This is a genomic window from Nocardiopsis oceanisediminis, from assembly GCF_048595525.1.
In the GTDB taxonomy this organism is placed as follows: domain Bacteria; phylum Actinomycetota; class Actinomycetes; order Streptosporangiales; family Streptosporangiaceae; genus Nocardiopsis_A; species Nocardiopsis_A oceanisediminis.
On sequence record NZ_JAFMZJ010000001.1, the window covers coordinates 138,598 to 162,687 of the forward strand.

16 protein-coding genes are annotated in these 24,090 nt (G+C 75.9%); 9 read left to right on the forward strand and 7 right to left on the reverse strand.

Features of this window, described 5'->3' with window-relative positions; all coding sequences use genetic code 11:
- Positions 1 to 80 precede the first annotated feature (80 nt).
- Positions 81 to 1,451: a serine/threonine-protein kinase gene (locus tag J0910_RS00915; RefSeq protein ID WP_420156603.1), complete on the reverse strand. Its 1,371-nt coding sequence runs from the start codon at positions 1,449 to 1,451 to the stop codon at positions 81 to 83.
- A gap of 247 nt (positions 1,452 to 1,698) precedes the next feature.
- On the opposite strand from J0910_RS00915, the gene J0910_RS00920 reads away from it, so the two are divergent.
- Positions 1,699 to 3,189, forward strand: a complete 1,491-nt coding sequence (locus J0910_RS00920) for a serine hydrolase domain-containing protein (protein ID WP_420156604.1) — start codon at positions 1,699 to 1,701, stop codon at positions 3,187 to 3,189.
- Between the two features lie 190 nt (positions 3,190 to 3,379).
- On the opposite strand, the gene J0910_RS00925 is transcribed toward J0910_RS00920, so the two are convergent.
- The gene (locus J0910_RS00925) at positions 3,380 to 5,884 is read right to left on the reverse strand and encodes an ABC transporter permease (protein WP_420156605.1); all 2,505 of its coding nucleotides are present in this window, start codon (positions 5,882 to 5,884) and stop codon (positions 3,380 to 3,382) included.
- 745 nt (positions 5,885 to 6,629) lie between these two features.
- On the opposite strand from J0910_RS00925, the gene J0910_RS00930 reads away from it, so the two are divergent.
- Entirely contained in the window at positions 6,630 to 8,390 is a 1,761-nt protein-coding gene (locus tag J0910_RS00930; protein WP_420156606.1) for a hypothetical protein, read from the forward strand.
- 68 nt (positions 8,391 to 8,458) lie between these two features.
- Here the strand turns inward: J0910_RS00930 and thpD are convergent, their stop codons facing one another.
- The 4 genes from thpD to J0910_RS00950 form a co-directional block, all read right to left on the reverse strand.
- Positions 8,459 to 9,355 (reverse strand): ectoine hydroxylase, encoded by an 897-nt coding sequence (gene thpD / locus J0910_RS00935; protein ID WP_420156607.1) that lies wholly within the window; start codon positions 9,353 to 9,355, stop codon positions 8,459 to 8,461.
- Between the two features lie 352 nt (positions 9,356 to 9,707).
- Entirely contained in the window at positions 9,708 to 10,493 is a 786-nt protein-coding gene (locus tag J0910_RS00940) for a hypothetical protein (RefSeq protein WP_420156608.1), read from the reverse strand.
- 207 nt (positions 10,494 to 10,700) lie between these two features.
- Positions 10,701 to 10,949, reverse strand: coding sequence for a hypothetical protein (locus J0910_RS00945; RefSeq protein WP_420156609.1), 249 nt, complete (start codon positions 10,947 to 10,949; stop codon positions 10,701 to 10,703).
- A 222-nt stretch (positions 10,950 to 11,171) separates the two neighbouring features.
- Positions 11,172 to 12,389 carry an MFS transporter gene (locus J0910_RS00950; protein ID WP_420156610.1) on the reverse strand — a complete coding sequence of 406 codons (1,218 nt, stop codon included), beginning with the start codon at positions 12,387 to 12,389 and terminating at the stop codon, positions 11,172 to 11,174.
- 628 nt (positions 12,390 to 13,017) lie between these two features.
- Here J0910_RS00950 and J0910_RS00955 point away from each other — a divergent pair.
- The 5 genes from J0910_RS00955 to J0910_RS00975 all read left to right on the forward strand — a co-directional run bounded on the left by J0910_RS00955 (position 13,018) and on the right by J0910_RS00975 (position 20,858).
- Positions 13,018 to 13,896 (forward strand): NmrA family NAD(P)-binding protein, encoded by an 879-nt coding sequence (locus tag J0910_RS00955; protein ID WP_420156611.1) that lies wholly within the window; start codon positions 13,018 to 13,020, stop codon positions 13,894 to 13,896.
- Between the two features lie 400 nt (positions 13,897 to 14,296).
- Entirely contained in the window at positions 14,297 to 14,689 is a 393-nt protein-coding gene (locus J0910_RS00960) for a helix-turn-helix transcriptional regulator (protein ID WP_420156612.1), read from the forward strand.
- Between the two features lie 104 nt (positions 14,690 to 14,793).
- Positions 14,794 to 15,210, forward strand: coding sequence for a VOC family protein (locus J0910_RS00965; protein ID WP_420156613.1), 417 nt, complete (start codon positions 14,794 to 14,796; stop codon positions 15,208 to 15,210).
- Between the two features lie 1,094 nt (positions 15,211 to 16,304).
- Positions 16,305 to 20,003: an AAA family ATPase gene (locus J0910_RS00970; RefSeq protein ID WP_420161854.1), complete on the forward strand. Its 3,699-nt coding sequence runs from the start codon at positions 16,305 to 16,307 to the stop codon at positions 20,001 to 20,003.
- A 639-nt stretch (positions 20,004 to 20,642) separates the two neighbouring features.
- Entirely contained in the window at positions 20,643 to 20,858 is a 216-nt protein-coding gene (locus tag J0910_RS00975) for a hypothetical protein (protein ID WP_420156614.1), read from the forward strand.
- 20 nt (positions 20,859 to 20,878) lie between these two features.
- Here J0910_RS00975 and J0910_RS00980 read toward each other — a convergent pair whose 3' ends face one another.
- Entirely contained in the window at positions 20,879 to 21,679 is an 801-nt protein-coding gene (locus tag J0910_RS00980) for a sporulation protein (protein WP_420156615.1), read from the reverse strand.
- A gap of 496 nt (positions 21,680 to 22,175) precedes the next feature.
- Here J0910_RS00980 and J0910_RS00985 point away from each other — a divergent pair, with 496 nt between their 5' ends.
- Positions 22,176 to 23,246 (forward strand): sensor histidine kinase, encoded by a 1,071-nt coding sequence (locus tag J0910_RS00985; protein WP_420156616.1) that lies wholly within the window; start codon positions 22,176 to 22,178, stop codon positions 23,244 to 23,246.
- Complete coding sequence (locus J0910_RS00990) at positions 23,243 to 24,052, forward strand: LytR/AlgR family response regulator transcription factor (protein ID WP_420156617.1); 810 nt, start codon at positions 23,243 to 23,245, stop codon at positions 24,050 to 24,052. Before J0910_RS00985 ends, J0910_RS00990 begins: the two co-directional genes overlap by 4 nt.
- The last annotated feature ends 38 nt before the right edge of the window (positions 24,053 to 24,090 follow it).

Here is a 24,090-nt window from a genome sequence, read left to right on the forward strand (position 1 = left end):
GCGATGATCTTGGCGTTGCGGCCCCGTCGGAGCGCTCCGACGGGGCCGCAACGCCAAGATCATCGGAGGCGGGACCGGGCTCACCCCTCCTTGCCGACCAGGCAGACGATCTCACCGCCGATCTCCACGGCCAGGTCCGCGCCGGTGCTCCAGCCGGCCACCTCCGCACAGGCGTCCGCCGGCACCGGCGGGGTCTCGAAGAGGGGCTCGGATTCCGGCGATTCGGTCGCCGGCGGCCGCAGAGCGGCCACGGTGTACTGCGCCGCGGCGGAGAAGCACGGGACTTCCACCGGGATGACCGAGTCGCCGGCGAAGGCCATGCAGTCGTCCTCCGCGATCTCCTCGGTGCCGTCGTTCAGCCACTCGCTCACGAACAGGGCGAACGGCGAGGAGGAGAGGTACAGCCCGGCGACGATCATCCCCGCGGCGGCGAGGTAGAAGCCCCACTCCCCGGAGGGGCCCCCGGAACCGGAGGAGCCGCCGCCCCCCGCCCCCTTCCCGGTCTCCTCCGCCTTCCCGGTTCCGCTCTTCCGCGCCCCGGCGGCGGAGCTCCGCTCCGGGGGCAGGACGCGCGTCTTCCGCTCCTCGATGACCTCGGTGATCTCGGCCGGCAGCCACCTCCCGCCGGCGTGCGCCGGGGCCTTCCCGGGCGGCGGGGTGAGCCGGCGCAGCACCTCGTCCAGGCCGGGGCGGCGGCCGGGCTTCTTCGCCAGGCAGGAGGAGAGCAGGCCGGACAGCCCGCCGGGGACACCGGACAGGTCGGGCTTCTCGTGCACGATCCGGTAGGCCACCGCGTCGGGCAGCCCGGTGCCGAACGGGCTGCGCCCGGTGGCGGCGAAGGCCAGCACGCACCCCAGGGAGAACACGTCGGAGGCCGGCCCCACCTCCCGCCCGCGGGCCTGCTCCGGCGACATGAACCCGGCGGTCCCGATCACCGTGCGGGTCCGGGTCTGGGACGCGCCGTCCAGCGCGCGGGCGATGCCGAAGTCGATCAGCCGCGGACCGTCCTCGGCCAGGATCACGTTGGCCGGTTTGACGTCCCGGTGCACCAGGCGTCCGGCGTGCACCGCGGCGAGCCCCTCCGCCAGGCCGGCCCCGAGCGCGGCCACCGCGGCGACCGGCAGCGGCCCGTACGCCTCCACCGCCTCCTGCAGCGAAGGGCCCGGGATGTAGGCGGTGGCCAGCCACGGCGGGTCGCCGCCGGGATCGGCGTCGACCACCTGGGCGGTGTAGAACCCGCCCACCTGGCGGGCCGCCTCCACCTCGGTGGCGAAGCGCCTCCGGAACCCGGTGTCCCCGGCCAGCTCCGGGCGGACCGCTTTGACCGCCACCGGCCGCCCGCCCGGCGAGCGGCCCAGGAACACCTCCCCCATCCCTCCCCCGCCAAGCCGCCCCTCCAGCCGGTAGGGGCCCATCCTGCTCGGGTCGCCCTTCCGCAGTGCATCGACCACGGCGCCTCCGTTGTCAGGGGTTCCGCCGGGAACCCGGGCGATGGACCCCGGCATCATGCCAGCCGGTCCGCCGCTTGGGAACACCCCGGGCGCGGCCGGAAGCGGCGCGCGGCCGGGCCCGGTGGAGGAATACGACGGAAGTCAGGGGTGGGCGCCGACTTTCGGGCCGGGTGCCGGGCCGGGCCGGGCTCCTACGGTTCCAGTGACCTGGACGGCACGGGAAGGGAGCGGCGCGGTGGGTGCGGGGATGCGATGGGTGCGGCGGGCGGCGGCCTGCACTGCGGTGGTCCTGCTGGCCGCGGGCGGCCCCGCGGCGGCGCAGTCCGCGCCGACCGCGGCGGACGGGCTGACGGCGGAGGCGGTCGACGCCTACGTGCGGGAGCATCTGGACTCCTCCGCGGTGAGGGGGGTGGCCGTCGCCGTCACCCGGGGCACCGAGGTGGTGCGCGCCGCCGGCTACGGGGAGACCTCCGCCGGGGAGCCGATGGCGGCCGACACCCCGATGGGGGTCGCCTCGGTCAGCAAGGCGTTCACCGCGCTGGCGGTGATGCAGCTCGCCGAGGAGGGGAAGGTGGACCTGGACCGCCCCGTCCGCGAGCAGCTGCCGGAGTTCGACACCGCCGACCCGCGCAGCGACCGGATCACCGTGCGGCAGCTGCTCGACCAGAGCTCCGGCATGTCGGACCGGGGCTTCCAGGAGAAGAGCGAGCCGCAGCCCGCCGACCTGGAGGAGGCCGTGGCCCGGCTGGAGAAGGCGGTGCTCGTCGCCGACCCCGGCACCGAGTGGCACTACACCAACCCCAACTACCACGTGGCGGCGCGGCTGGTGGAGTCGGTGAGCGGCCGGCCGTTCGACGCCTACCTGCGGGAGCGCGTCTTCGAACCGCTGGGCATGGACGGCAGCACCACCGTCGGGGGCAGCGGCGACCTGGCCGGCGCCGGGGTGGCCCGGGGGCACATCGCCGTGCTCGGCACCCCGATCGCGGTCCCGGAACCGGACGGGTTCTTCAACGGCGCGGCCGGCGTCGTCACCACCGCCGACGACATGGCCGCCTGGCTCATCGCGCAGAACGCCGGGGGCGCGCTCCCCGGCGGGGAGCGGATCCTCTCCGCGGAGGGGATCGCCGAGACGCACCGCGCGTCCGCCCCCGACGGCCGCACCGGCCTGGGCTGGACCACCGGGACGACCCCGGCGGGCACCGGGTACGTCGGGCACGGCGGGATCGAGTTCACCTTCACCGCCGAGCAGCGCCTGCTGCCGGAGAGCGGGATCGGCATCGCGGTCATGGCCGACACCGGGCTGGGCCGCGGCGACGCCTCGGCGCTCATCGCGGGGCTCACCGCGCTGGCGGAGGGGGGCGAGCCGGGCGGGTCCGGCGACACCGCGCTGTTCTGGGTGGACGTGCTGTTCATCGGGGCCGCGGCGGCCGCGGTGGCGCTCGGCGTCCGCGGGGTGCTGCGGGCACCGCGCTGGGCGGAGCGGCGGGGCCGGCGGTGGACCGCGGCCGCCCGCTGCCTGCCCCTGGCCGCGGCGGCCGCCGCCGGGCCGGGCGTGCACCGGCTGCTCTCCCTGGCCGCCCAGGGCCGGGACGCGACCTGGCTGCAGGCCGGCTACACCGCCCCGACCGCGGTCCTGTTCGCGTCGGTGCTGACCGCTGCGTGCGCCGCGGTGCTCGCCGCCCGGGGCGCGGCCGCCCTGCGCGGCCGCACCCCGGGGGCCCGGCGGGCGCGCGGCTGACCCCCGAGGCGCCCCGGGCCGGCGCCGCCGGCCCGGGGCGCCTCGGGGTCCTCGTTGCAGACCGGTACCTGCACTGCGGCCACCAGCGCGTCCGGCCCCTTCAAGGAGCGATTCGCGCCCCCTTCACCAGAAGACGGCACCACCCGCGCGGAAGGGGCGGGCGGGCCGTTTCCATTTCCCTTCCCGTTCCTCACTCGGCGGCGAGGACGCCGGCGATCGACGCCCCGGCGGCGCGCCGGGCGGGCAGGACCGAGGCGAGCAGGCCCGCCGCCGCGGCCACCGCGATGAACCCGGCGACCTGGCCGGCCGGCAGGGCGAACAGCATGCCGGGCTGGGCGGCCCGGCCCGCGGCCCAGCCGAACAGCACGCCCAGGCCGATGCCGGTGCCCGCGCCGATCAGGCAGAGCAGCACCGCCTCGGCGGCGAGCATCCGGCGCAGCTGCCCGCGGCTCAGCCCGAGCGCGCGCAGCAGCGCCGACTCGCGGGTGCGCTCCAGCACCGACAGCGTCAGGGTGTTGGCCACGCCGAACACCGCGATCACCACCGCCAGCCCGAGCATCGCGGTGATCACCAGGAACGCGGTCCGCATCGCGTCCTCGAACTGGTTCTTCATCTCGGTGCTGGAGATGACCTGGAGCAGCGGGTCGTCGGCGACCGCGTCGTAGACGGCGTCGCGCAGTTCCGCTTCGCTCGCGCCGCCGGCCCCGCGCAGCTGCACCGACTCGGGTTCGCGCGCCCCGGGGAAGGCCTCCTCGAAGTCGGCCGGCACCATCGTCACGCCGTTCATGCCCTGGTCCTCCGGGAGCACCGCGGCGACCTGGTAGGTCCGCTCGCCGTCCTCCGCCTCCAGTTCGAGGGTCTCGCCGACCCCGGCGCCCTGCGCGGCGCCCTCGGAGACCGCGACCCGGCCCGGGGCGACGTCGGCCAGGTCCCCGGCCTCCTCCTCGGCGCCGACGTCCTCGCCGAGCACGGCGCCGAAGTAGGCGACGGCCTCGCCGCCGTCCGGACCGGCCGGGGCGGAGCGCTTCTCGAAGGCCGCCTCCACCTCCGGCGCGGAACGCAGCTCCCGCACCACCCGGGCCGGCACCACCGCGTCCTCGTCGTCGTAGGGGGCGCTGACGGTGTAGTCCACCGGGAACTTCCGCTCCAGCTTGTGGGTGAGGGTCTTCTGCATCGAGGCGTTCAGCACCGCGTACCCGGTGATCAGCGCGGCGCCGACGGTCAGCGCGAGCATCGCGGTGGCGGCGCGCCTGGGGCTGCGCCGGGCGTTGTCCGCGGCGAGCATGCCCGGCACCCCGGTCCGGCTCATCAGCGGGAAGAGCACGGCGACCACCCCGCGCACCACCAGCGGCGCGACGGCGGCGACCCCGAGGAAGGCGGTCATCCCGGCCGCGGCGGCGACCGCCATGGCGGTGGTCGGCTCGCTCTGCCCGTCGGCGGCCCACAGCAGCCCGGCCGCGGCCAGGCCGGTCGCGGCGGCCGCGGCGACGCGCCACCGCGCCGACCCCCGGCCGAGCCCCTGGGCGGTGGCGCCGTCGCGCAGCGCCGCCAGCGGCGGCACCCGGATCGCCCGCAGCGCCGGGGCGACGGCGGCGACCAGCGTCATCCCGACCCCGGCGGCCATCCCCGCCGCGACCGGCGCCGCGCCGACCACCAGGCCGACCGACCCGGGGACGCCGAACGACTCGCCGCCCGCCTCGAAGCCGGCCCACCCCAGGCCGATACCGGCGGCGACGCCCAGCGCGGAGGAGACCAGGCCGATGGCGAGGGCCTCCAGCAGCAGGCCGCGCAGAACCTGGCCGCGGCCGGCGCCGACGCAGCGCAGCAGGGCCGTCTCCCGGCGGCGCTGGGCGAACAGGATGGCGAAGGTGTTGTAGATGACGATCCCGGCGACGAAGACCGAGACCAGTGCGAACAGCAGCAGGCCGGTGCCGACCACCTTCGCCTGGGCTCCGGCGGACGCGGCCATCAGCTCGCCGGTGGCCCGGCCGGTCCGCACCTCGGCCGTGCCGCCCACCGCATCCTCCACGGCTCGGGCGACCCGCCGGTCCGGGACCCCCTCGGCCCCGGTCGCGTCGATCTCGACGAAGCCCTCGACGCCGGTCATCCGCTCGGTGGTGGCCTGGTCGAACGCCACGGCGCCGCGGTAGGCCAGCTCGGCGTCGGTGCCGAAGTCGACCAGTCCGGTGACGGTGAAGCCGTGCCTCTCTCCGCCGGAGTCCAGCACGGTGACGGTGTCGCCGATGCCGTATCCGGTCGTCTCGGCCGAGGAGGTGGAGAGCGCGACCTCGCCGGAGCCCTCCGGCAGCCGCCCCTCGGCGGCGGTGTACCGGGTCCCCTCGCCGACCGAGAGCGCGGCGGTGGGCATCGACCCCACCGCGCGCCCCTCCTCGTCCAGCAGCGGCGCGGCGCCCTTGGTGATGCCGGCGGCCCCCGCGGTCTCGTCCAGCGCGCGGACCGCTTCCAGGTCGTCCCCGGTGAGGAGGGGCGCCTCCGTGCCGACGGGGGCCTCCACCCGGGCGATGGCGGCGTAGTCGTCGGCCGAGCCCATCACCTGGGCGCTGAACGCCTCCTTGAGGGTGCCGCTGAAGACCAGCGTTCCGGTGACGAACATGGTGCCCAGGGCGATGGCCAGGACCGTGGTGGCGAGTCTGGCCTTGTACAGGCGCAGGCCGGCCAGGGTGGTTCGGAGCATGGGTATCAGGACTTCCAATGCCGGGGCGGGGGTCTGGACGGAGCCGGGCCGGCACTGCCCCGGCCGGCTCCGCGAGAACACTAAGGACGCCCCGGCGCCTTTCTCATCGGCCATAGAGCCGATCCCGGGCATGGCCGGAAGGAGGTCCCGGCGGCCGCTCCGGGACCTCCGTCGGTACCGGGCCCGCGACTTTCGTCGCCCCTTCCGGGTCGGCCGTGCCGCCCTTGAATAGGAGAAAAGGGGGGCGCGCACGGGAACGGGGCGGCCCGGTCGGCGGATCCGGCGCACGGAGATACGCGGGTGGAAAGGGGAGAAAAAGAAAAAGGGGTGCCCGGCCCGGACCGGTGGACACCGCTCCGCCGTGCACCCAGGCGCCCCCCAGGGGATTGATGCGGGGACGGCCGGCCCCGCTCGCCGACCGGCCCCGCTCCGGCTGGGGGGTCGCCGGGCGGCCCCGCGCTGTGGCGGGCCGGTTCAACCGTAGCGCTCTCCGGACCGCCGCAGCGCCCGCAGGCCGGAGTCGGCCGCGATGACAACCACCGGGGCCGCTGATGCGTCGGGGCCCGGTGGTGCACCTGTCTCCGAGCGTCCTTTTCCCGCCGCATTCCGAAGTACACCGAACCGGGCGAATCGCTCGGGGGACTCTGTACCGCGAACCGGCGGGATGGTGAATTCGCGGGTTAATTCCGCGAACTCCCTCCCCAGAAGCGTCGCACCGGGTTATTTTGCGATCACGGGAGGTGTCATGCCGCGACCGAAGAAATACGTGTCCCGGTCCGACCTCGGGTGGGGGCCGTCCCCGGCCTCCGGTGCCAACCCGACGAAGGGCCTGGTCATCCACTACGACTCCTCGGAGACCCGGCTCGGCGAGAAGGCGCACTCGGCGTGCACGACCTACTGGAACAACACCCGCGACTTCCACACCGGCCCGTCCCGGGGCTGGGTGGACATCGGGTACTGCGTCGACGAAGAGACCGAGATCCTGACCGAGAACGGCTGGCGCGGGTTCGCCGAGATCTCCGAAGGCGACCTGGTCCTGACCCTCGACCACGCCACCGGGCTGTCCCGGTGGCGGCCGCTGCTGGCGGTGAACGTCTTCCCCGCGATGCACCGGGAGCTGGTCCGGATGGAGGGGAGCGGCCACTCCTCCCTGACCACCCCGGGGCACCGCTGGCCGGTGGAGCGGTGGGGCGGCGGCGCCCGCTCCGCCCCGGAGCGCTGCTGGGCGACCACCGAGTCGCTCGGCCGCGGCGACCGGGTACCGCTGGGGGCGCCCTGCTCCGACCTGCCCGGCGCCCCGAAATACTCCGATGACCTGGTCGAACTGGTGGCGTGGCTGAGCGGCGGGACCCCCGTGGCGGAGGCGGCGCTCCGCCGGTCGGAGGAGAGGGACCCCGGCGGTACGGCTCGGATCCGAGCCGCCCTGCACGGCCTCTTCGGACCGCCCTGCACCCCGTCGCCCCGCCCCGGAGGGGATCCGGGCGCCGCCCCCCGCTGGCGGGAAGAGCGCAGCGGCGGGCTCGCGGAGTTCGTCCTCTCCCCCGGCGCCGAGCGCGTCCTGCTGGAGCACACGCGCGGCGGGGCGGCGGGGCACGGTTTCCTCCGCGCCCTCACCCGGGCGCAGCTCGCGCTGTTCATCGAGGTGTCCCTGTCGGCGGAGGACGGTCTCCGCGGCGGGCCGCCGGCGGTCCACCGGGCGAGCCGGGCGGCGGCCGAGGCCTTCCAGTTCGCCGCGGTCCTGGCCGGGTGCGCGACCTCGCTGCACCGGGTCCGCCCCGCCTCCCCCGCGGAGCGCGGAACGTGGAGGGTCGAACTGCACCGGCAGTCCCGGTTCGCCCCCCGGGGCTCGGCGTCCACCGTCACCCGGGAGCCCTACGAGGGGCGCGTCTGGTGCCCGACCACGCCGGACGGCACCTGGCTGGCCCGGCGCGCGGGGACGGTCCACTTCACCGGGAACTCCTTCTTCGCCTGTCCGCACGGATACGTGTTCGAGGGGCGCGGGCTGAAGAAGACCCAGGCCGCGCAGCCCGGGGGCAACACCACCCACTACTCGTGCACGCTGGCCGGCGGGCCGTCGGAGGATCCCACGTCCGCGCAGATCGAGGCGGTTCGGCAGCTGCGCGCCTGGCTGATGGAGAAGGGGGTGTCCGGGACCGTCAAGGGGCACCGGGACTTCATCTCCACCTCGTGCCCCGGGGACAAGGCCTACGCCCTGGTCAGGAACGGAACGTTCAGCAAGCCGCCCGGTAGCGGGAGTTTGGAGGACGACATGGTCGGACTGCGCGAAGGCGACAGCGGGGAGCGGGTCAAGTTCCTCCAGGAGCTGCTGGAGAAGGGCGGCCACTCGGTCGGGGAGAGCGGGATCGACGGGGACTACGGGCCGGACACGTCCAAGGCGGTGCTCGCGGCGCGCAAGGCCGAGGGGTCCCGGCAGGACTTCGGCGACCGGGTCACCGGTGCCGCGGCCAAGCAGATCATGTCCCAGTTCATCAAGGCGCACCTGTAGCACCGGGCCGGCCGGGGCGGCGCCGCGCCGGCCCGGCCGGGTGGTTCACTCCCCGATCGGCTCGCCGATCAGTAGTGGGCCGGGGTGAAGTCCCGGGACGCGACGAACCCGGGGCGGCGCCGTTCGGCGGCGAACGGCTCCGCCAGGGTGTTCTCCACGCTGTTGAACACGATGAAGACGTTCGAGCGCGGGAAGGGCGTGATGTTGCTGCCCGAGCCGTGCATGCTGTTGCAGTCGAACCACAGCGCCGACCCGGCGGGGCCGGTGAACTGCTCGATCCCGTGCCGTTCGGCGAGGAGCGCGATGTCGTCCTCGGCGGGGACGCCGATCCGCTGCTCCTTCAGCGAGGACTTGTAGTTGTCCTCCGGGGTGCCGCCCAGGCACGGGACGAAGGTCCGGTGCGCGCCGGGCATCAGCATCAGGCCGCCGTTGTACGGGAGGTTCTCGGTCAGCGCCACCGACAGGCTCACGCATCGCATGCCCGGCATGCCGTCCTCGGCGTGCCAGGTCTCGAAGTCGGAGTGCCAGTAGAACCCCTTGCCCCGGAAGCCGGGCATGTAGTTGATCCGGCTCTGGTGCACGTAGACGTCGGAGCCGAGGATCTGCCGGGCGTGGTCCAGCACCTTGGGGTCGCGGACCAGCTTCTCGACCCGCTCGCTGATCTTGTGCGCCTCGAAGACGGACCGGACCTCCTCCGACTCCTTCTCCACGACGGTGCGCTCGTCGGCCCTCACCCCCGCGTCGCGGGTCAGGGCGGTCAGCTCCTCGCGGAAGGAGCGGACCTCTTCGTCGCTGAGCAGGCCCCGGGTGATGTGGAAGCCGTTCTCCTCGTGGGCGCGGAGCTCCTCGGGGGTGGCCGGCCCCTGCGCCGTTCCGGGCCACACGGCCGGTTCGGTCCGCTCGATCGGCTCGGGCCGGGTCTCGGCGACGATGCGTGTCGGGTAGCGGTCCTGGATACCGGTCATTGCAGCATTCATGGTGTTCAGTTCGCCTCCTTCACGGCAGTGCGCGGCAGCGGTGGGGCAGGACGCCCTACCGCCGCTCACCTGTCCTTCTCGCCTGGAAGCGCCTCGGCCGCCGTTCCCGCCGTCCCTCCCCTGCCGGGTGAGGGCGGCTCGGCGGCCGGGCTGCGCAATGCGCCAGGCTGCCGCAGCACCGGGAGACTCCGCGGCGGCCTCCCGCACTGCTGTCGTGCATCACCCTGCCCACGTGGAAAACCAACAAACACCCCGAAAAACCCCAGAGGGCCGACAGTGAGCCGGAACCACGCAGACCTCTGCGGCTCCACCGTTCGCTGCGCACAGGGGTGGACGCCGGTCAGACCCCCCAGTCGGGTGCGCGCCCGGGGGCCTCCGGTGCGGCCTTGTCGAAGAAGTGCTCGGCCCCGAGCACCGCCAGCGCCCGCCGCCGGGCTTCGAGCGCCGCTGGTGCGTCCCAGTCGTCCGGTTCCGAGGCGACCTCGACGATCCTGGTGGTCCCCGCAGGCACTCCCCCGGCCTCCGCCAGGGCCCGGTCCCCGATCAGCTCCCGGTAGACCTCTCCGAAGCAGTTGACCGGGAAGAGCCCGGGAAGGTACCTGCCGAAGTCGCGTCCGACGGCGCGGTGGACACCCCCGTCCGCCATCACCCTGGCGTAGTACTCGCCCCGGGTGTACACGGCACCCCAGACCGGATCGGTGCCGGCGCACGCACGCTCGAAAAAGGCCCGCATCCACTCGCTTCTAGGCCGCCCGGCGACCCTCCGGGCAGGGGCGGTGAGGGTGGCGGAGTTGTCCAGCCGCACTTCACCGGCGCGCATCCGCTTCGCGGGGTGGTCATCGACGGAAACGACGAGGATGAGCTCCCGGGTCGCTCCGCGCACCTCGACACTGCCCGACCGGCGGTCCCTCCCCGCCCATCTGACCGCCTCCCCGACCACCTCCGCCAGGTCCCCGGCCTCACCCGAGCCCGCGATGGGGCGCCGCTCCTGCTTCCGAGGGCTCCACGTGGTCAGCGAGGCCGACCATTCCGGGGCGGCTTCCTCCAGCAGCTTCTGGAGCCGGAAGAGCACCGCTCCGCCCCCGCCTGGTACCAGAGAGCGGTCGAAGACGATCTCCGACTTCAACGGATCGAGTGTCGTCATAGTTTGCCCAAAGGAGTGATGATGGTTCTTCCTGCCGCGATGGCATCGGCCAACCCACCGGATTGAGGGATCTTCGTTCCACCGCCCGGCCCAACAACGATCTCCTAGGGAACATCGAGCTCGTCGTTGGCATACTTTTCAAAGTCACGGATCTGACTTCCATACTCAAGATCAGCCACATCCTTCGATTCAAGCACCACCCGTGCCCATGAGGGACTTGGCGCCTTCCCCGTGGATCAGGCCGGCCACCTCGCGACCCCCTTCTTCGCCCGCGAAAGGGGCAAAGGACCAGGCCTCATCTCCGACATCGATCTCCTCGATGCCACGGAAACCGCCCCCCATGAGAACCGGCGCACCGCCCGGAAAACCGTTCCCCCCACCCCTCACACTCTTCGCCACCGGGATCAAATCGACACCAAAGGAAATTTCATATTTCACAAGGCAAACAAAAGCCGGAAAGTGCGATCTTGCCTATCAACTACACCGATTCCCCAGCCGTCACCTGCGCAACCTAGGGGGAAACACGTGCAACTGGCCGGATCCGGCCCCGTCGTGAATTCATCGCTCTTCGCTCCGCGGCCGGATTCCGGCGTTCATGTCAGCACTTCGGAAGAGACCGTCCGGCCTCGGGCACCGGCGTCGGTGAGCTCCGGGGCGCGGTCAGGCGCGGGCCGGTTCCAGGGCCGGGTCCGGGGTTTCCAGAATCGCTTCCGCCTCGGTGACCGCGGCGGGGGCGGGGCGCCGGGCGGGGAGGCCCATCAGGAGGGCGAGGCCGAGGCCGGCCGCGGAGAGGAGGGCGCCGACCATGCTGGGCGAGGCGGGGCCGAGGCCGGCCGCGATGGCGGCGCCGCCGAGGGTGGCGCCCATCGCGTTGGCGATGTTGAAGGCGGAGTGGATGCCGGCCGCGGCGAGGCCGGGCGCCTCGCGGGCCCGGTCCAGGATCATCGTCTGCAGGCTGGTGACCGCGATGAAGCCGGTCGCGCCGATCAGGAAGAAGGTGGCCGGGGCCAGGACCGGGCTCGCCACGGTCACGGTGAACAGCGCGAGCAGCACCGTGAGCGCGCCGGTGAACAGCCACAGCGTGGGCATCGGGGCGCGGTCCGCGAGGCGGCCGCCGGCGATGGCGCCCACCGTCATGCCGGCGCCGTACAGCGCCAGCACCAGGGTGACGCTCGCCCCCTGGAAGCCGGTGACCTCGGTCAGCATCGGGCTGATGTAGCTGTAGGCCGCGAAGCTGCCGCCGAAGCCGAACACCACCACGGCGAACGCGAGCAGCACCTGGGGGCGGCGGAACACGCGGAGCTCGGCGCGGACCGGGATCGGCGCGGGGCGGGGCTGCTCGGGGAGGGCGAGCCGGAGCGCCACCAGGGAGGCGGCGCCGACCACCGCGACCGCGGCGAACGCCCAGCGCCAGCCGATCTGCTGCCCCATCAGGGCGCCCAGCGGCACCCCGACGACGTTGGCCAGGGTCAGGCCGAGCAGCACCCGGGCGACCGCCTGGCCGCGCCGGTGCCCGGCGACCATGTCCGCGGCGACGACGGAGCCGATGCCGAGGAAGGCCCCGTGCGGCAGGCCGGCCAGCACCCGGGCGCCGAGCAGCGCCTCGTAGCCGGGGGCCACCGCGGAGACGGCGTTGGCGGCGGTGAAGAGCGCGAGCAGGGCGATCAGCACGGTCCGGCGCGGCAGCCGGGACCCGGCGATGGCGAGCAGCGGCGCGCCGACCACCACGCCGGCGGCGTAGCCGGAGATGAGGTGGCCCGCGGTGGGGATGGAGACGCCGAGGTCTCCCGCGACTTCGGGCAGCAGGCCCATGATGACGAACTCGGTCGTGCCGATACCGAAGGCGCCCAGGGTGAGCGCCCACAGAGCGATGGGCATCATGCCCTCCTTCGCGGGAACGCGGGTGTGCCCGGCCGCGGAGGGCGGCCGGGAGGTCCGATGGGAGAGAGCGGCGCCGGGGAGGGTCGGGGCTCGGCCTGACACCGGCGCACGAAACACCCGTAACGGACGGCGGGCGCCGGAGAAGTCCCTGGTGGGAACATGAACCGAAGCACAGGGGCGGGCCGCGTGGACCACACCGCGCCGCACCCCCGGCGCCGCGGGCCGACCGCCCGCCCCGGCACCCGGCCGGGTGTGCGGCATCACCCCGGCGTCCGGGCGGCGAGCGGAGCGGGCGGAACCGGTCGCCTTTCCGGCCCCGCGACCGCGCACCGCCGCTTCACCGCCTGGTCCCAGGCCGGCTTCTGGCCCCGCCTCCACCGGGAGGTGTCCGCGTGAGTTCCGCACGAGCTCTGCTGGGCCGGGGAGATCGTGGCCGCCGCAGCGGAGCGCGCCGACGCTCCCCCGGCGAACCCCGGCGGCGTCCGGCTCGGCCGGACCTCGGTGCCCCGCTGACCGTCCGGGCCCTGCGGCCGCCCGGCGCGGCGCCGCGGATGCGCACCCTCGCCTATGCACCCCGGACGGTCGGCCATGTCCGCGGCGGGCGGTTCCCGGTTGACTCGGGGCCATGGACGAGAACGGGAAGAACACGCAGAGCGAAGCGGTACGGAGCGGCGGGGTCCTGGTGCTCGGGGCGACCGGGAAGACCGGGCGGCGGGTGGTCCGGCGGCTGACCGAGGCCGGGGTTCCGGTCCGCGCGGCGTCGCGGCGGAGCGAGACGGTGTTCGACTGGACCGACCCGGGCACCTGGGGCCCGGCGGTGGCCGGGGTGTCCGCGGTGTACCTGGTGGCGCCGGAGGAGACGGAGCCGGTGAAGCCGTTCGTGGCCGAGGCCGCGGCGGCCGGGGTGCGCCGGTTCGTGGTGCTGTCCGGCCGGGGGATGGACAAGGTCGACCCCGGCGCCGGCTTCGGCGCGGGGATGGCCGCCGCCGAGGCGGCGGTCCGGGAGTCCGGGGCGGAGTGGACGATCCTCCGGCCGAACAACTTCTTCCAGAACTTCACCGAGGACCTGTGGCTGGATCCGGTGCTCGCGGGCCGGCTGGCGCTGCCGATCGGCGACGTCCCCGAGCCGTTCGTGGACACCGAGGACGTGGCGGCGGTGGCCGTGGCCGCGCTCACCGAGGACGGGCACGCGGGCCGGGTCTACGAGCTGTCCGGACCGGAGGACCTGACCTTCGCCGACGCCGCCCGGATCATCGGCGAGGCGACGGGGCGGCCGGTCCGGTTCACCGAGCTCTCCCCCGAGGAGTACCGCGCCGAGCTGAGCGGCCTGGGCTTCCCGGAGCCGGTGGTCGGCATCCTGGACGCGATGTTCGCGATCCACCGCGGCGGCATCACCGCGGGCCCCGCCGACGGGGTGCGCCAGGCGCTGGGCCGCCCGGCCGCGGACTTCGCGGACTGGGTCCGGCGCACCGCGGAGACCGGCGTCTGGGCCGGTCAGAGGTAGGGGCGGCCGGGGCCGGAGCGCCGGTGGAGGTCGGCCGCCCGGTCCCGGGCGCGGGCCCGCCGGCTCCGGCCGGGGCCGCCTCGGCGCGGGCCGGGCGCAGGGCCGGGGAGGCGGGCCGGCGGCGGCCTGGGGGGCCGCTTCCCCATGGCGGCTCCAGGCTGGCGGCGGGAGCCCCGGCGTCCGCCGCTCCCCTCTCCTCCGGTGCTCCGGGCGCGCCCGGCCTGCGCGCCCGGGGCCGCGAGGACGGCGGGCCGTGCCCCGCGCCGGCCGGGCGGGACCGGGGCGCGGGGCGGCCGGAAGCGGGCGGGACCGCCCGCCGCCCGGCCGGTCCCGCCTCCGGGACGCCGCTCCGGAGCGGCGTCCCCGGGCCGATGTCGCAGGTCGGCCGTAGCCTGGCCGCATGGCCACGGGGATGAGCGAATCGACGACGCGCCGCATGCTGCGGGTCAAGGACGCCCTGGACCGGGACTTCGCCGGCTCCTGGGACAGCGCCCGGCTGGCGCGGGTCGGGCTGGCCTCCCCCACGCACCTGCGGCGCTCCTTCCGCGCGGCGTTCGGCGAGTCCCCGCACGCCTACCTCTGCCGCCGGCGCGTCGAGCGCGCCTGCCGCCTGCTGCGCTCGACCGGCCTCAGCGTCACCGACATCGCCCGCGCGGTCGGCTACGAGAGCCTGGGCACGTTCACCCGGCGGTTCGTCCGCATGGTCGGCGAGACGCCGACGCGGCACCGGGCCCGGGGGCCGCTGCCCGGGATCCCCGCGTGCTTCGCCCGCGAGGCGGCCCGGCCGCGGTAGCGCCCCGCCCGGGCGGGCCTGTCCGGATGCGCCCCGGCGCGGGCGAAACGCGGATGGTCGTATCGGAGAAGCGAACTCACGTTCGATCTTCCTAGACTTCGGGCATGCTCAAGGACATCGCCATCACGCCCATGTACGTCACCGACCAGGACGCCGCCCTGGAGTTCTACGTCAAGCGCCTCGGGTTCGCGGTCGACACCGACGCCGACCTCGGGAACATGCGCTGGCTGACCGTCGCGCTGCCCAGCGCGCCCAAGCGCATGGTGCTGCTGCAGCGCATCGGCGACACCACGGCCACCGGGAGCGCGGAGACCGCTGAGCGGCTGCGCGAGCTCACCGAGCTCGGCACCACCAGCTGGATGATCCTGGAGAGCGACGACGTGGACGCCGAGCACGAGCGGCTGAGGAAGGCCGGCGTCGAGATCACCGAGGAGCCGACCACCCGCCCCTACGGCCGCGACATGGCCGTGCGCGACCCGTTCGGCAACCAGATCCGCATCACCCAGTACCTCTCCGAGTGACGGCCTGCGGCGGGGGCTCGGACCGAGGGCGCCCGGTCCCCGCCGCCGGTCCGCCCCGCACGTCCCGGGGAAGGCCGCACGGGGGCGGCCGGCCTCCGCCGCCCCGCCGCTCGCCGCTCCAGGGCCGCCCCCGCCCGGCGGGCGGCCGGAGGGGAGTGCTCCGCCGCCCCCGATCAGAGCGCACGGCCGCCCCGGGCCCCGCCATCGGCCCGTTTCCGGGCCGCCCCTTCCCCTTGGCGCAAGCGGCCCGGGGCGGCCGGCGGAGACGGAGTCCGCCGCCCTCCGAGCGGAACGGTGCGAGCGCCCCGGGCCCCGCCCCGCCGGTCCAGGCCACTGGGCCGGCTTCTTCCTTTTCCTTGCCGAGGACGGCGGGGCGGCGCCCGTCCCGGTGAGCCGTCCCGGAGTCCGCGGTCCTCGGGCCCTCGGTCCGGGGCCGGGCCCGCGGCGATGCCGTCCAGGACCACGGTGGGCTCGCGCTCGAACCGGGAGCGCGGGTCGGCGGCGAGCACCGCGGTGAACTCGGTGCGCAGGGCCGGGCGAGCACCCCGGCGGCGTGCGCGGCGCCGGGGCCGTGCGGGTGGCGATGGCCGGGCGGCGCGGGCACGGCCGGGCTGCGGCGCGCCTTCCAGGTCCGCGCGGCCTCCCCGGAGGCCGTCACCGGCCTGATCGCGGTGCCCGCCGCGGACACCGCGTTCGCCTCCGCGCCGCTGCCCGGGTTCACCGTGCCGAAGGCGGAGCCGGAGCCCGGCGCCGCGCTCCTCGCCGCCCTGGACCGGGGCGCCCGGGAGGGGGCGCACCGCGGCGGGCACGTCCACCCCTCCGGCCACGGCCGGACCGTCCAGCGCCTCCGCCGCCTGCGGCCGGACCGGTACGGCGCCCCCGCTCCGGGGTCCCCACCCGGCCCTGCCGGGAGACCGGCCGGACCGGGCTGCGGCGCGGGCGCCCCCGGTCTCCGGAGGGGCGCGGAGCGGGGGTCGTCCACAGGCGGCGGAATTCACTTCCGCCACCGTCACATCCGGGGCATATCCTCACAGCACGCGGGCCGCCCCGGCGGCCCACCCCCCTCCCCTCTTCGCGAAGGAGCCGCCTTGACGGTGATCCGCCTGCCCGAGCACTTGGAACCGCTGCTGACCGACGAGCCCGTGCTGGACGTCTACGAGCACGGCCCGTGGCGCGTGCCGGACGGGCTGGTCGAGGAGATCTCCGAGCTGCTCACCATGGTGATCGAGGACGGCCGGGGGCTGGTGTTCCCGCCCGGCGCCCCCGCCGGGGACGCGCGGGCGCGCCGCCGGCGGCTGGTCTACGAGGTCCTCGACCACCTGGTGGTGATCTCCGGCGCGCTGCGGGTCAACGCCGGCAGCCACTCCTGCCTGCCGTCGCTGCTGGTCGAGAAGCACCTGACCAACGCCTCGCCGAGCACCGACCCGGTGCGGTGGATCTTCGACGACCTGCGGCTGCCGCCGGGGTACGGGCTCATCGAGGTGGCCCGGGGCGCCGAGGACCGGGAGGTCATGTTCACCGTGCTCGGCGAGATCCTGGACGCCGCCGCCGGGATCGCGCCGTGGGAGAGCCGCCGCACGGCGATGCAGGAGCTGCTCCGCGAGCGCGCCGCCGACCCCGAGGCGCACGAGTTCGACCTCACCGCCTCCCCCTACGAGCTCCGCCGGGCCTGGGGCCGCTGGCTGAACGGCAGGCACTTCCCCGAGATGACCGAGTTCGCCGAGCCGCACCGGCTGCTCGGCTGGGCCTTCCCGAAGTTCCTGGCCGCGCACGAGCGGCTCGGCGCGGTCGCGCACGACGTCCCGCCGATCACCGAGGTCCTGGTCTCCATGGCGCACGGCATGGAGCTGCCCGGGATCCCCCCGGTGGCCACCGAGGTCCTGGGGGCGGGCGGCTACCGCAGGGCGTCCAACCGGTACTCCGCCACCTCCGGCTCCTTCGACCTGGGCGAGTGGCAGCAGAAGGCGCGCATCTGGCTGTGGGAGGGGGTGGTCGCCGGCGAGGCCGACACCTGCCGGACCTGGCTGGACCTGGGCACCCGGTGCGCCGTCGCGCTCGCCTCCAGCGACGACGACGTGCTGCGCAAGCCGAAGGGCGGCACCCCGCTGCCGGTCTTCGGCTTCCAGATGGACCTGCGCCGGTACTGCGCGCCGCCCGCCCGGCGGGTGGCGGTGGACGGGCTGGCCGACCGCGGCACCGGGGGCGGCGCCGCCGACGCCGCGGCCGACGCCGACGAGGGCGCGGAGCGGACCGCCGGGAACGGCGAGACCGCGGAGGCCGCCCCGCTGGACGAACTGGACGCCCTGGTCGGGCTGGCCGAGGTGAAGCGGGAGGTGCACGCGGTCGACGCCGAGGCCCGCGCCGAGCGGGCCCGCGCCCGGGCCGGCCTCTCCGTGAGCCCCGCCGGCCGGCACTTCGCGTTCGCCGGCGGGCCCGGCAGCGGCAAGTCGACGGTGGCCGGCCTCCTCGGCCGCATCTACGCCGAGCACGGGCTGCTCCACTCCGGGCACGTCGTGGAGACGCACCGGGCCGACCTGCTCGCCGACTACGCGGTCCAGGTCGCCTCCCGGGTGAACCAGGTGGTCAAGGGGGCGCTCGGCGGGGTGCTGCTGATCGAGGGCGCCGCCGCGCTGACCGAGACCGACTCGGCCCGCGCCCTCGGCCACGACGCCGTCTCCACGCTGGTCTCGCTGATGGACGAGCACCGCGGCGACCTGGTCGTGGTCTTCGCCGACACCGGGGAGAACCTCGCCCGGTTCTTCGCCGGGAACCCGCGGCTGGCCGCCCGGGTGCCGCGCCGGCTGGAATTCGCCGACCACACCGCCGCGGAGCTCACCGACGTCTTCGCGCGCACCGCGGAGCGGGAGGGCTTCGCACCCGACCCGGCCGCCGTGGCCAAGGCCGGCCGGGTGCTCCGCCGCACCTCGCGCGGGCCGGGCTTCGGCGGCGCCCGCACCGCGCGCGCCCTGTTCGACCGGGCCGCGGCCCGGCAGGCGCGGCGGGTCACCGCGGACGGCGCGGACGGCGACGGGCTGCGCGCCCTGCTGGAGGAGGACGTCCCGGACACCGCCGGGCTGCGCGCGCCGTCGATCGGCGCGCCGGGCGGCTCCGCGGAGCGCCCCGAGGACCCGATGGCCGCGCTGGACGCCCTGGTCGGGCTGGAGTCGGTGAAGCGCGAGGTCCGGCTGTACGCCGCCGAGGCACGGGCGGAGCGGATGCGCGCCGAGGCGGGCGTCCCGGTGGCCGCCCCGGCCCGGCACATGGTGTTCATGGGCAGCCCCGGCACCGCCAAGACCACGGTGGCCCGGATGCTCGGCGAGATCTACGCCGACCTGGGCCTGCTCTCCTCCGGGCACCTGGTGGAGACCGGCCGCGCCGACCTGGTCGCCGAGTACATCGGGCAGACCGCGCCCAAGGTGGAGAAGGCGGTGAAGAGCGCCCTGGGCGGGGTGCTCTTCATCGACGAGGCCTACACCCTCACCCAGTCCGACTCCGGCAACGACTTCGGCCCGGAGGCGGTGGCCACCCTGCTCAAGCTGATGGAGGACCACCGGGACGACCTGGTGGTGGTCGTGGCCGGCTACCAGAAGGAGATGGCCCGCTTCCTGGCCTCCAACCCCGGGGTGGCCTCCCGGTTCCCCCGCCACCTGGGCTTCCCCGACTACACCGACCGCGAGCTGGGCGACATCTTCGCCGCGATGGCCGCCGAGGCCGGGTTCACCCTGGCCGAGGGGACGGCGGCGCGGGTCCGCCGGCTGCTCCAGGCCGCCCCCCGGGACGAGGCGTTCGGCAACGCCCGGCTGGTCCGCAACCTGCTGGAGCGGGCCACCGCGCTGCAGGCGGAGCGGATCACCGACGGGCGCGACCGCTCCCCGGAGGAGCTGCGCGAGCTGCTGCCCGCCGACGTCCCGGTGTCGGCGGGGGCCAGGGTCGGCCCGGTGCCGCCGTCCGACCCGCTGACCCGCGCCGACCGGCTGGCCGGCGCCGCGCAGGCCAAGCGGGAGCTGCGCGGGCTGGACGCCCGCGCCCGGGTGGAGGAGGCCCGGCGGGCCGCCGGGATCACCGCCTCCGGGGCAGTGGACCACATGGTCTTCCTGGGCGGGCCGGGGACCGGCCGGGGCACCGTCGCCGAGCTGGCCGGCGCGGTCTGCGGGCGGCGCGGCCTGCTCTCCTCGGGGCACCTGGTGCGGGCCGGCCGGGACGACCTGGTGGGCGCGTTCCCGGGGCAGAGCGCCGCCCTGGTGGAGACCGCGGTGCGCGCGGCCGCGGGCGGGGTGCTGCTGGTGGAGGAGGCGCACCGGGTGTTCGCCCGGCCGGGTACCGACACCGCCGCGGACGAGGCGGTGCAGGCGCTGGTCCGGCAGGTCGGGGCGCACCGGCACGACCTGCTGGTGATCGCCGCCGGGCCGGTCGAGGAGCTGCCCGGCCTGCTGGCCGCCCGCCCCGAGCTGGACGCCCTGTTCACCCGGCGGCTGCACTTCCCCGACCTGTCCGAGGACGAGCTGGCCGAGGTCTTCGCCGAGCGGGCGCACGAGGCGGGGTTCCGGCTCTCCCCGGGCACCGCGGAGGCGGTGCGCGGGGTGCTGCGGACGCGGCGGCGCTCCGCGGCGCTGCGCAACGCGCGGCTGGCCGGAGCGCTGTTCGAGCGGGCCGCCCGCGCCCAGGCGGCCCGGATCGCCGCCGGCCCCGGCGCGGACGACACCGACCTGCTCCGCGAACTCACCCCGGCGGACGTCCCGTCCGACCTCCCCGACCCGGACGCGGCCCGGCACGGGTTCGGCCTCTACCTCTGAGTGCCGGGTATGCGAGCGGTCGCCCGGGGTGTTCGGGCACGGGCCGGGGCCCGGCGCCGCCGCGGCCGCTGCGGGGAGGCTTCGCGGGGGTGGGCCGCGGCGGGCGGCGCACCGCACCACCCCCTCGTTGATCGTTGGTGTCGCGGGGGGCGTCAGAGGGCTCCGGTGCCCCGCGACACCGAGACCGGCGAGGACGGGCGGTGTGCGCCTTCGGCGCGGGCCGGCCGCACCGCGGACGGGCGGAGGAGCGCGAGGCGGCCCCACCCGGTGACCCACCGGACACCCGACAGCCTCTGAGGCCGCTCGCCGGGCCCCGGGCGAGAGGGGCCGACGCGGCCCGGATCCGCTCCCGCTCCGGCGGAGGGCCGGGACGGCCCCCGCAGGCCACCGGGCGGTGGAAGCGGTGGGCGGGCCGCCCCGCCGGCCTCCTCCGCCCCTGCACGGGCGGTCGATCCCGGCCGGGGCCGACAGGTGTTCCCGCCGGTCAGGGGCGGACCTCCGGTGCGGGCGGGCGTCCCGCCCCGGGCCGGGCGGGGTTCGCCTTCCGCTCAGAGGGCACGAATCCGGTGCGGCGGCGGGAGCGGCACCCGCGCCGCCGCACCGCAGCGCAGCGGTCCCTCTTCGCCCTGGGAGGCGCACATGCGCGGACGGATCATCCTCCCCATCCTCATCGCACTCTGGCTGCTCATCGGTGTGGCGGCGGCCTTCCAGCGCGGTTACCTCAGCACCTCGGAGGCGAACTGCGCCACGGTGGGCAGCACGCTGATCACCATCGCCGCCGGTCCGCTCAACTACTTCGGGGTGAACCCGACCGTGGAGTGCCCCGAGTTGGAGGTCCCGCAGCCCTCGGAGTGACCGGCCCCGGACCGGGCGGGTCAGCCGAAGAGGTCGCCCATCAGGCCGCCGCGGCGGCGGACCATGTGGTCGATCTGCTGGGCCAGCACCGGGGCGAGGTCGGTCCCGTCGTGGTCGTGCGGGACGCGGAACCGGGCGAAGCGGTCCTGGGACTCGGTGAGCAGGCCGCCGCGCTTGTCCGCCTCCAGGACCACCTCGGTGCCCTGGGCGTCGGCGACGAAGGAGACCTCCAGCTCGCGCATCCGGTCGGCGAACTGCGGCGAGGCGCGGTACTCGAACTCCTGGTAGAGCGGGAACTCCTGGCGGGTCCCGGCCAGCCGGCCCTGTTCGATGTCGGTCTTGACCAGGCGGAAGCCGAGCCGGGCCGCCGCCTCCAGCACCCGCTCCTGGGCGGGCAGCGGGTGCACCTCCAGCGGGTCCAGGTCGCCCTTGTCCACGGCGCCGCCGATCGAGACGTCGGTGCTCAGCCCCAGGCCGGCACCGGGGAGCCGCTGCCCGCCGGCCGCGGTCAGCGGGGCCTGCAGGGTGAGCGGGTAGGTGAACGGGATGCGCTTCCGCTCCCCGGGCGCGAGCCGGAACGCGCCGGCCACCGTCACCTGGTGGAACAGCACCTGCGTGCTGCCTTCGGTGTCCCCGCGCTCGAATTCGGCGCGGGCGCGCAGCGCCAGGTCGATCCGCTCGATGTCGGACTCGACCTCCCCGCCCTCCAGGTCGATGTGGCCCTGGACCTTCTCCCCGGGGCGGACGTTCGGCCGGGGAATGACGGTGTCGATGCCGGGGCCGCCGATGCCGACGGCCGCGAGCAGGCGCTTGAAGACCATGGGTTCCTCCGCCGGGGCCGCTCGGGCGCCCCGGATCGTCGCTGGTGGGGGGCGGTTCGGGTGGCGGGGGCGGCCTCCCGCCCCCGCACTGTCCGACGGCCCGGACGGCCGTTGAGTTCCGCGGGAGGGCGCGGCGGGGCGGTCGGGCGGCGTCGGGGTCGCGGCCGAGCGGCTCGGCGGGCCCGGCCGGCGCGGCATCGGCGCCGTCCCCCTCGGCGGCCGGGGTGGCGGTGTCGCCGTGCCCGGCGCCCAGGGCCACCACCCCGAGCAGGCTGCGCGCGCCGACCGGGGCGCCGCCCTGCTCGGCGGTCAAGAGGGGTGGGCGCCTTCCCCCGCCCCGGAGGCGCGCGCCCGCGCAGGCCGGAACCGGCCGATGGGCCCGGGGCCGGTGCAGGGAGGACGGGCGGCGGGCCCTGGATCTAGAATTCCGGTGTCCGTGTCCCGCATCACCCGCACCGACCGACCCGACCGCTCGCCACTCGTGACGGAACCGGCCATGCCATCGCGCCCCGCCCGACTCGACCGCGTCCCGTTCGTGCGCGCCCGGACGGAGACCGACCCCACCGCGACGCTGGTCGCCGCGCGCACCGTGACCGAGCGGCTGAAGGACGGGTTGTCCGGGCCCGGCTGCCGGGTCGCGGCGCGGCGGCTGCGCCGGCTGCTCGGCGCGCGCGGGCTGGCCATGGCCGACCTGTCCGGCTCCCCGGTGTGGGCCGGGCGGCCCGCCGAGCACGCCGACACCGCGCCGCTGCTGGACGCGGTGCTGCGCACCGAGGCGGCGGCCGGCCGGGCGCCGCTGGCGGCGGTGCCGCTGCACGTCGACGACGAGCTGGCCGGGGCGCTGGTGGTCTACGGCGACGTCCCCGCATCCGCGGTGCGCGAGGCGGCGGCGCTGGTCTCGGCCGCGCTGGAGCGGGCCCGGCTGGAGGCCACCGCGGAGCGCGCCGCCCAGGCGGAGTTCCGGGCGCTGCGCGCGGAGATCTCCCCGCACTTCGTGTACAACGCGCTCACCGTCATCGCGTCGCTGGCCCGGTCCGACCCGGACCGCGCCCAGGACCTCATGCTCGACTTCGCCGACTACACCCGGTACAGCCTGGCCTCGCACGGCGACTACACCACCGTCTCCGACGAGTTCCACGCCATCGAGACCTACCTGGCGCTGCAGCGGGCGCTGCTCGGCGACCGGCTCCGGGTGCAGGTGCGGGTGGCGCCGGAGGTCCTCGGGGTGGCCGTGCCCTACCTGGTGCTGCAGCCGCTGGTGGAGAACGCGATCCGGCACGGCATCGAGCCGCGCGCCGGGGCCGGCCGGGTGCTGGTCTCCGGCGAGGCCGAGGGGAACGACTGCGTGATCAGCGTGGAGGACGACGGGCGGGGCATGCCGCCGCGGACCGCGCGCGAGGTGCTGGCCGGCCGGGGCGACCCGGACTCGGTCGGGCTGGCCAACGTGGACCGGCGGCTGCGGCACGTCTACGGCCCCTGGTACGGGCTGGTCGTGGAGACCGCCGAGGACGCCGGGACCCGGGTGGTGGTCCGGGTCCCCCGGTTCCAGCCGGGGGTGCTGCCGTGACCGCCGGCGCGCCGCGCCCGCGCGCCCGGCTCCGGGTGCTCGCCGTGGACGACGTGCTGCCCGCCCTGGAGGAGCTGGCCCGGCTGCTCGGAGACGCCCCGGACGTCGCCGAGGTGGTCACCGCGGAGGAGCCGATCGGCGCGCTGAAGAGCATCCAGGCCGGCCGGTTCGACGCGGTCTTCCTGGACATCTCCATGCCCGGCCTGGACGGGCTGGAGCTGGGCTCGCTGCTGGCCCGGCTGAGCGAGCCGCCGGCGATCGTGTTCGTCACCGCGCACGAGCGGCACGCGGTCGCCGCCTACCGGATCGGCGCCGTGGACTACCTGCTGAAGCCGGTGCGCGCCGAGCACCTGGCCGCCGCGCTGGACAAGGTGGTGCGGATGGCCGGCCCGTCCCCCGCCGGCGCGCCCCGGGTGCCGCCGCCCGCCCCCGTCCCGCCGGACACCATGCCGGTGCTCCCGGTGGAGAACGCCGGGCGCACCCGCTACGTGCGCCGCAGCGAGGTGCTGTTCGCCGAGGCCAACGGGGACTACGTGCGGCTGCACACCCGCTCCGGGGTGCACCTGCTGCGGATGCCGCTCTCCCGGTTGGAGGAGTACTGGTCGGAGGCGGGCTTCAGCCGGGTGCACCGCGGCTACCTGGTCTCCCTGGACGCGGTCCGGGAGCTGCGCAGCGACACCGCGGGCGGCCTGCTCGCGCACACCGACATCGGCGACGTCCCGGTCAGCCGCCGGCACGCCCGCGAGCTCCGCGAGCAGCTGATGGCCGCCGCCCGCCGCGGCGAACTCGGCGGAGGCCGCCCATGACCGGGCCGGCCCCGGTCCCGGCCGGGCCCCGCGCCGCG

Bases quoted from the DNA above. Each gene is read 5' to 3' on its own strand.
- thpD (WP_420156607.1), bottom strand. From the start codon at position 9,355: ATGACCGGTATCCAGGACCGCTACCCGACACGCATCGTCGCCGAGACC.
- J0910_RS00920 (WP_420156604.1), top strand. From the start codon at position 1,699: ATGCGATGGGTGCGGCGGGCGGCGGCCTGCACTGCGGTGGTCCTGCTG.
- J0910_RS00930 (WP_420156606.1), top strand. From the start codon at position 6,630: ATGCCGCGACCGAAGAAATACGTGTCCCGGTCCGACCTCGGGTGGGGG.
- J0910_RS00960 (WP_420156612.1), top strand. From the start codon at position 14,297: ATGGCCACGGGGATGAGCGAATCGACGACGCGCCGCATGCTGCGGGTC.
- J0910_RS00925 (WP_420156605.1), bottom strand. From the start codon at position 5,884: ATGCTCCGAACCACCCTGGCCGGCCTGCGCCTGTACAAGGCCAGACTC.
- J0910_RS00980 (WP_420156615.1), bottom strand. From the start codon at position 21,679: ATGGTCTTCAAGCGCCTGCTCGCGGCCGTCGGCATCGGCGGCCCCGGC.
- J0910_RS00965 (WP_420156613.1), top strand. From the start codon at position 14,794: ATGCTCAAGGACATCGCCATCACGCCCATGTACGTCACCGACCAGGAC.
- J0910_RS00950 (WP_420156610.1), bottom strand. From the start codon at position 12,389: ATGCCCATCGCTCTGTGGGCGCTCACCCTGGGCGCCTTCGGTATCGGC.
- J0910_RS00955 (WP_420156611.1), top strand. From the start codon at position 13,018: ATGGACGAGAACGGGAAGAACACGCAGAGCGAAGCGGTACGGAGCGGC.
- J0910_RS00985 (WP_420156616.1), top strand. From the start codon at position 22,176: ATGCCATCGCGCCCCGCCCGACTCGACCGCGTCCCGTTCGTGCGCGCC.
- J0910_RS00975 (WP_420156614.1), top strand. From the start codon at position 20,643: ATGCGCGGACGGATCATCCTCCCCATCCTCATCGCACTCTGGCTGCTC.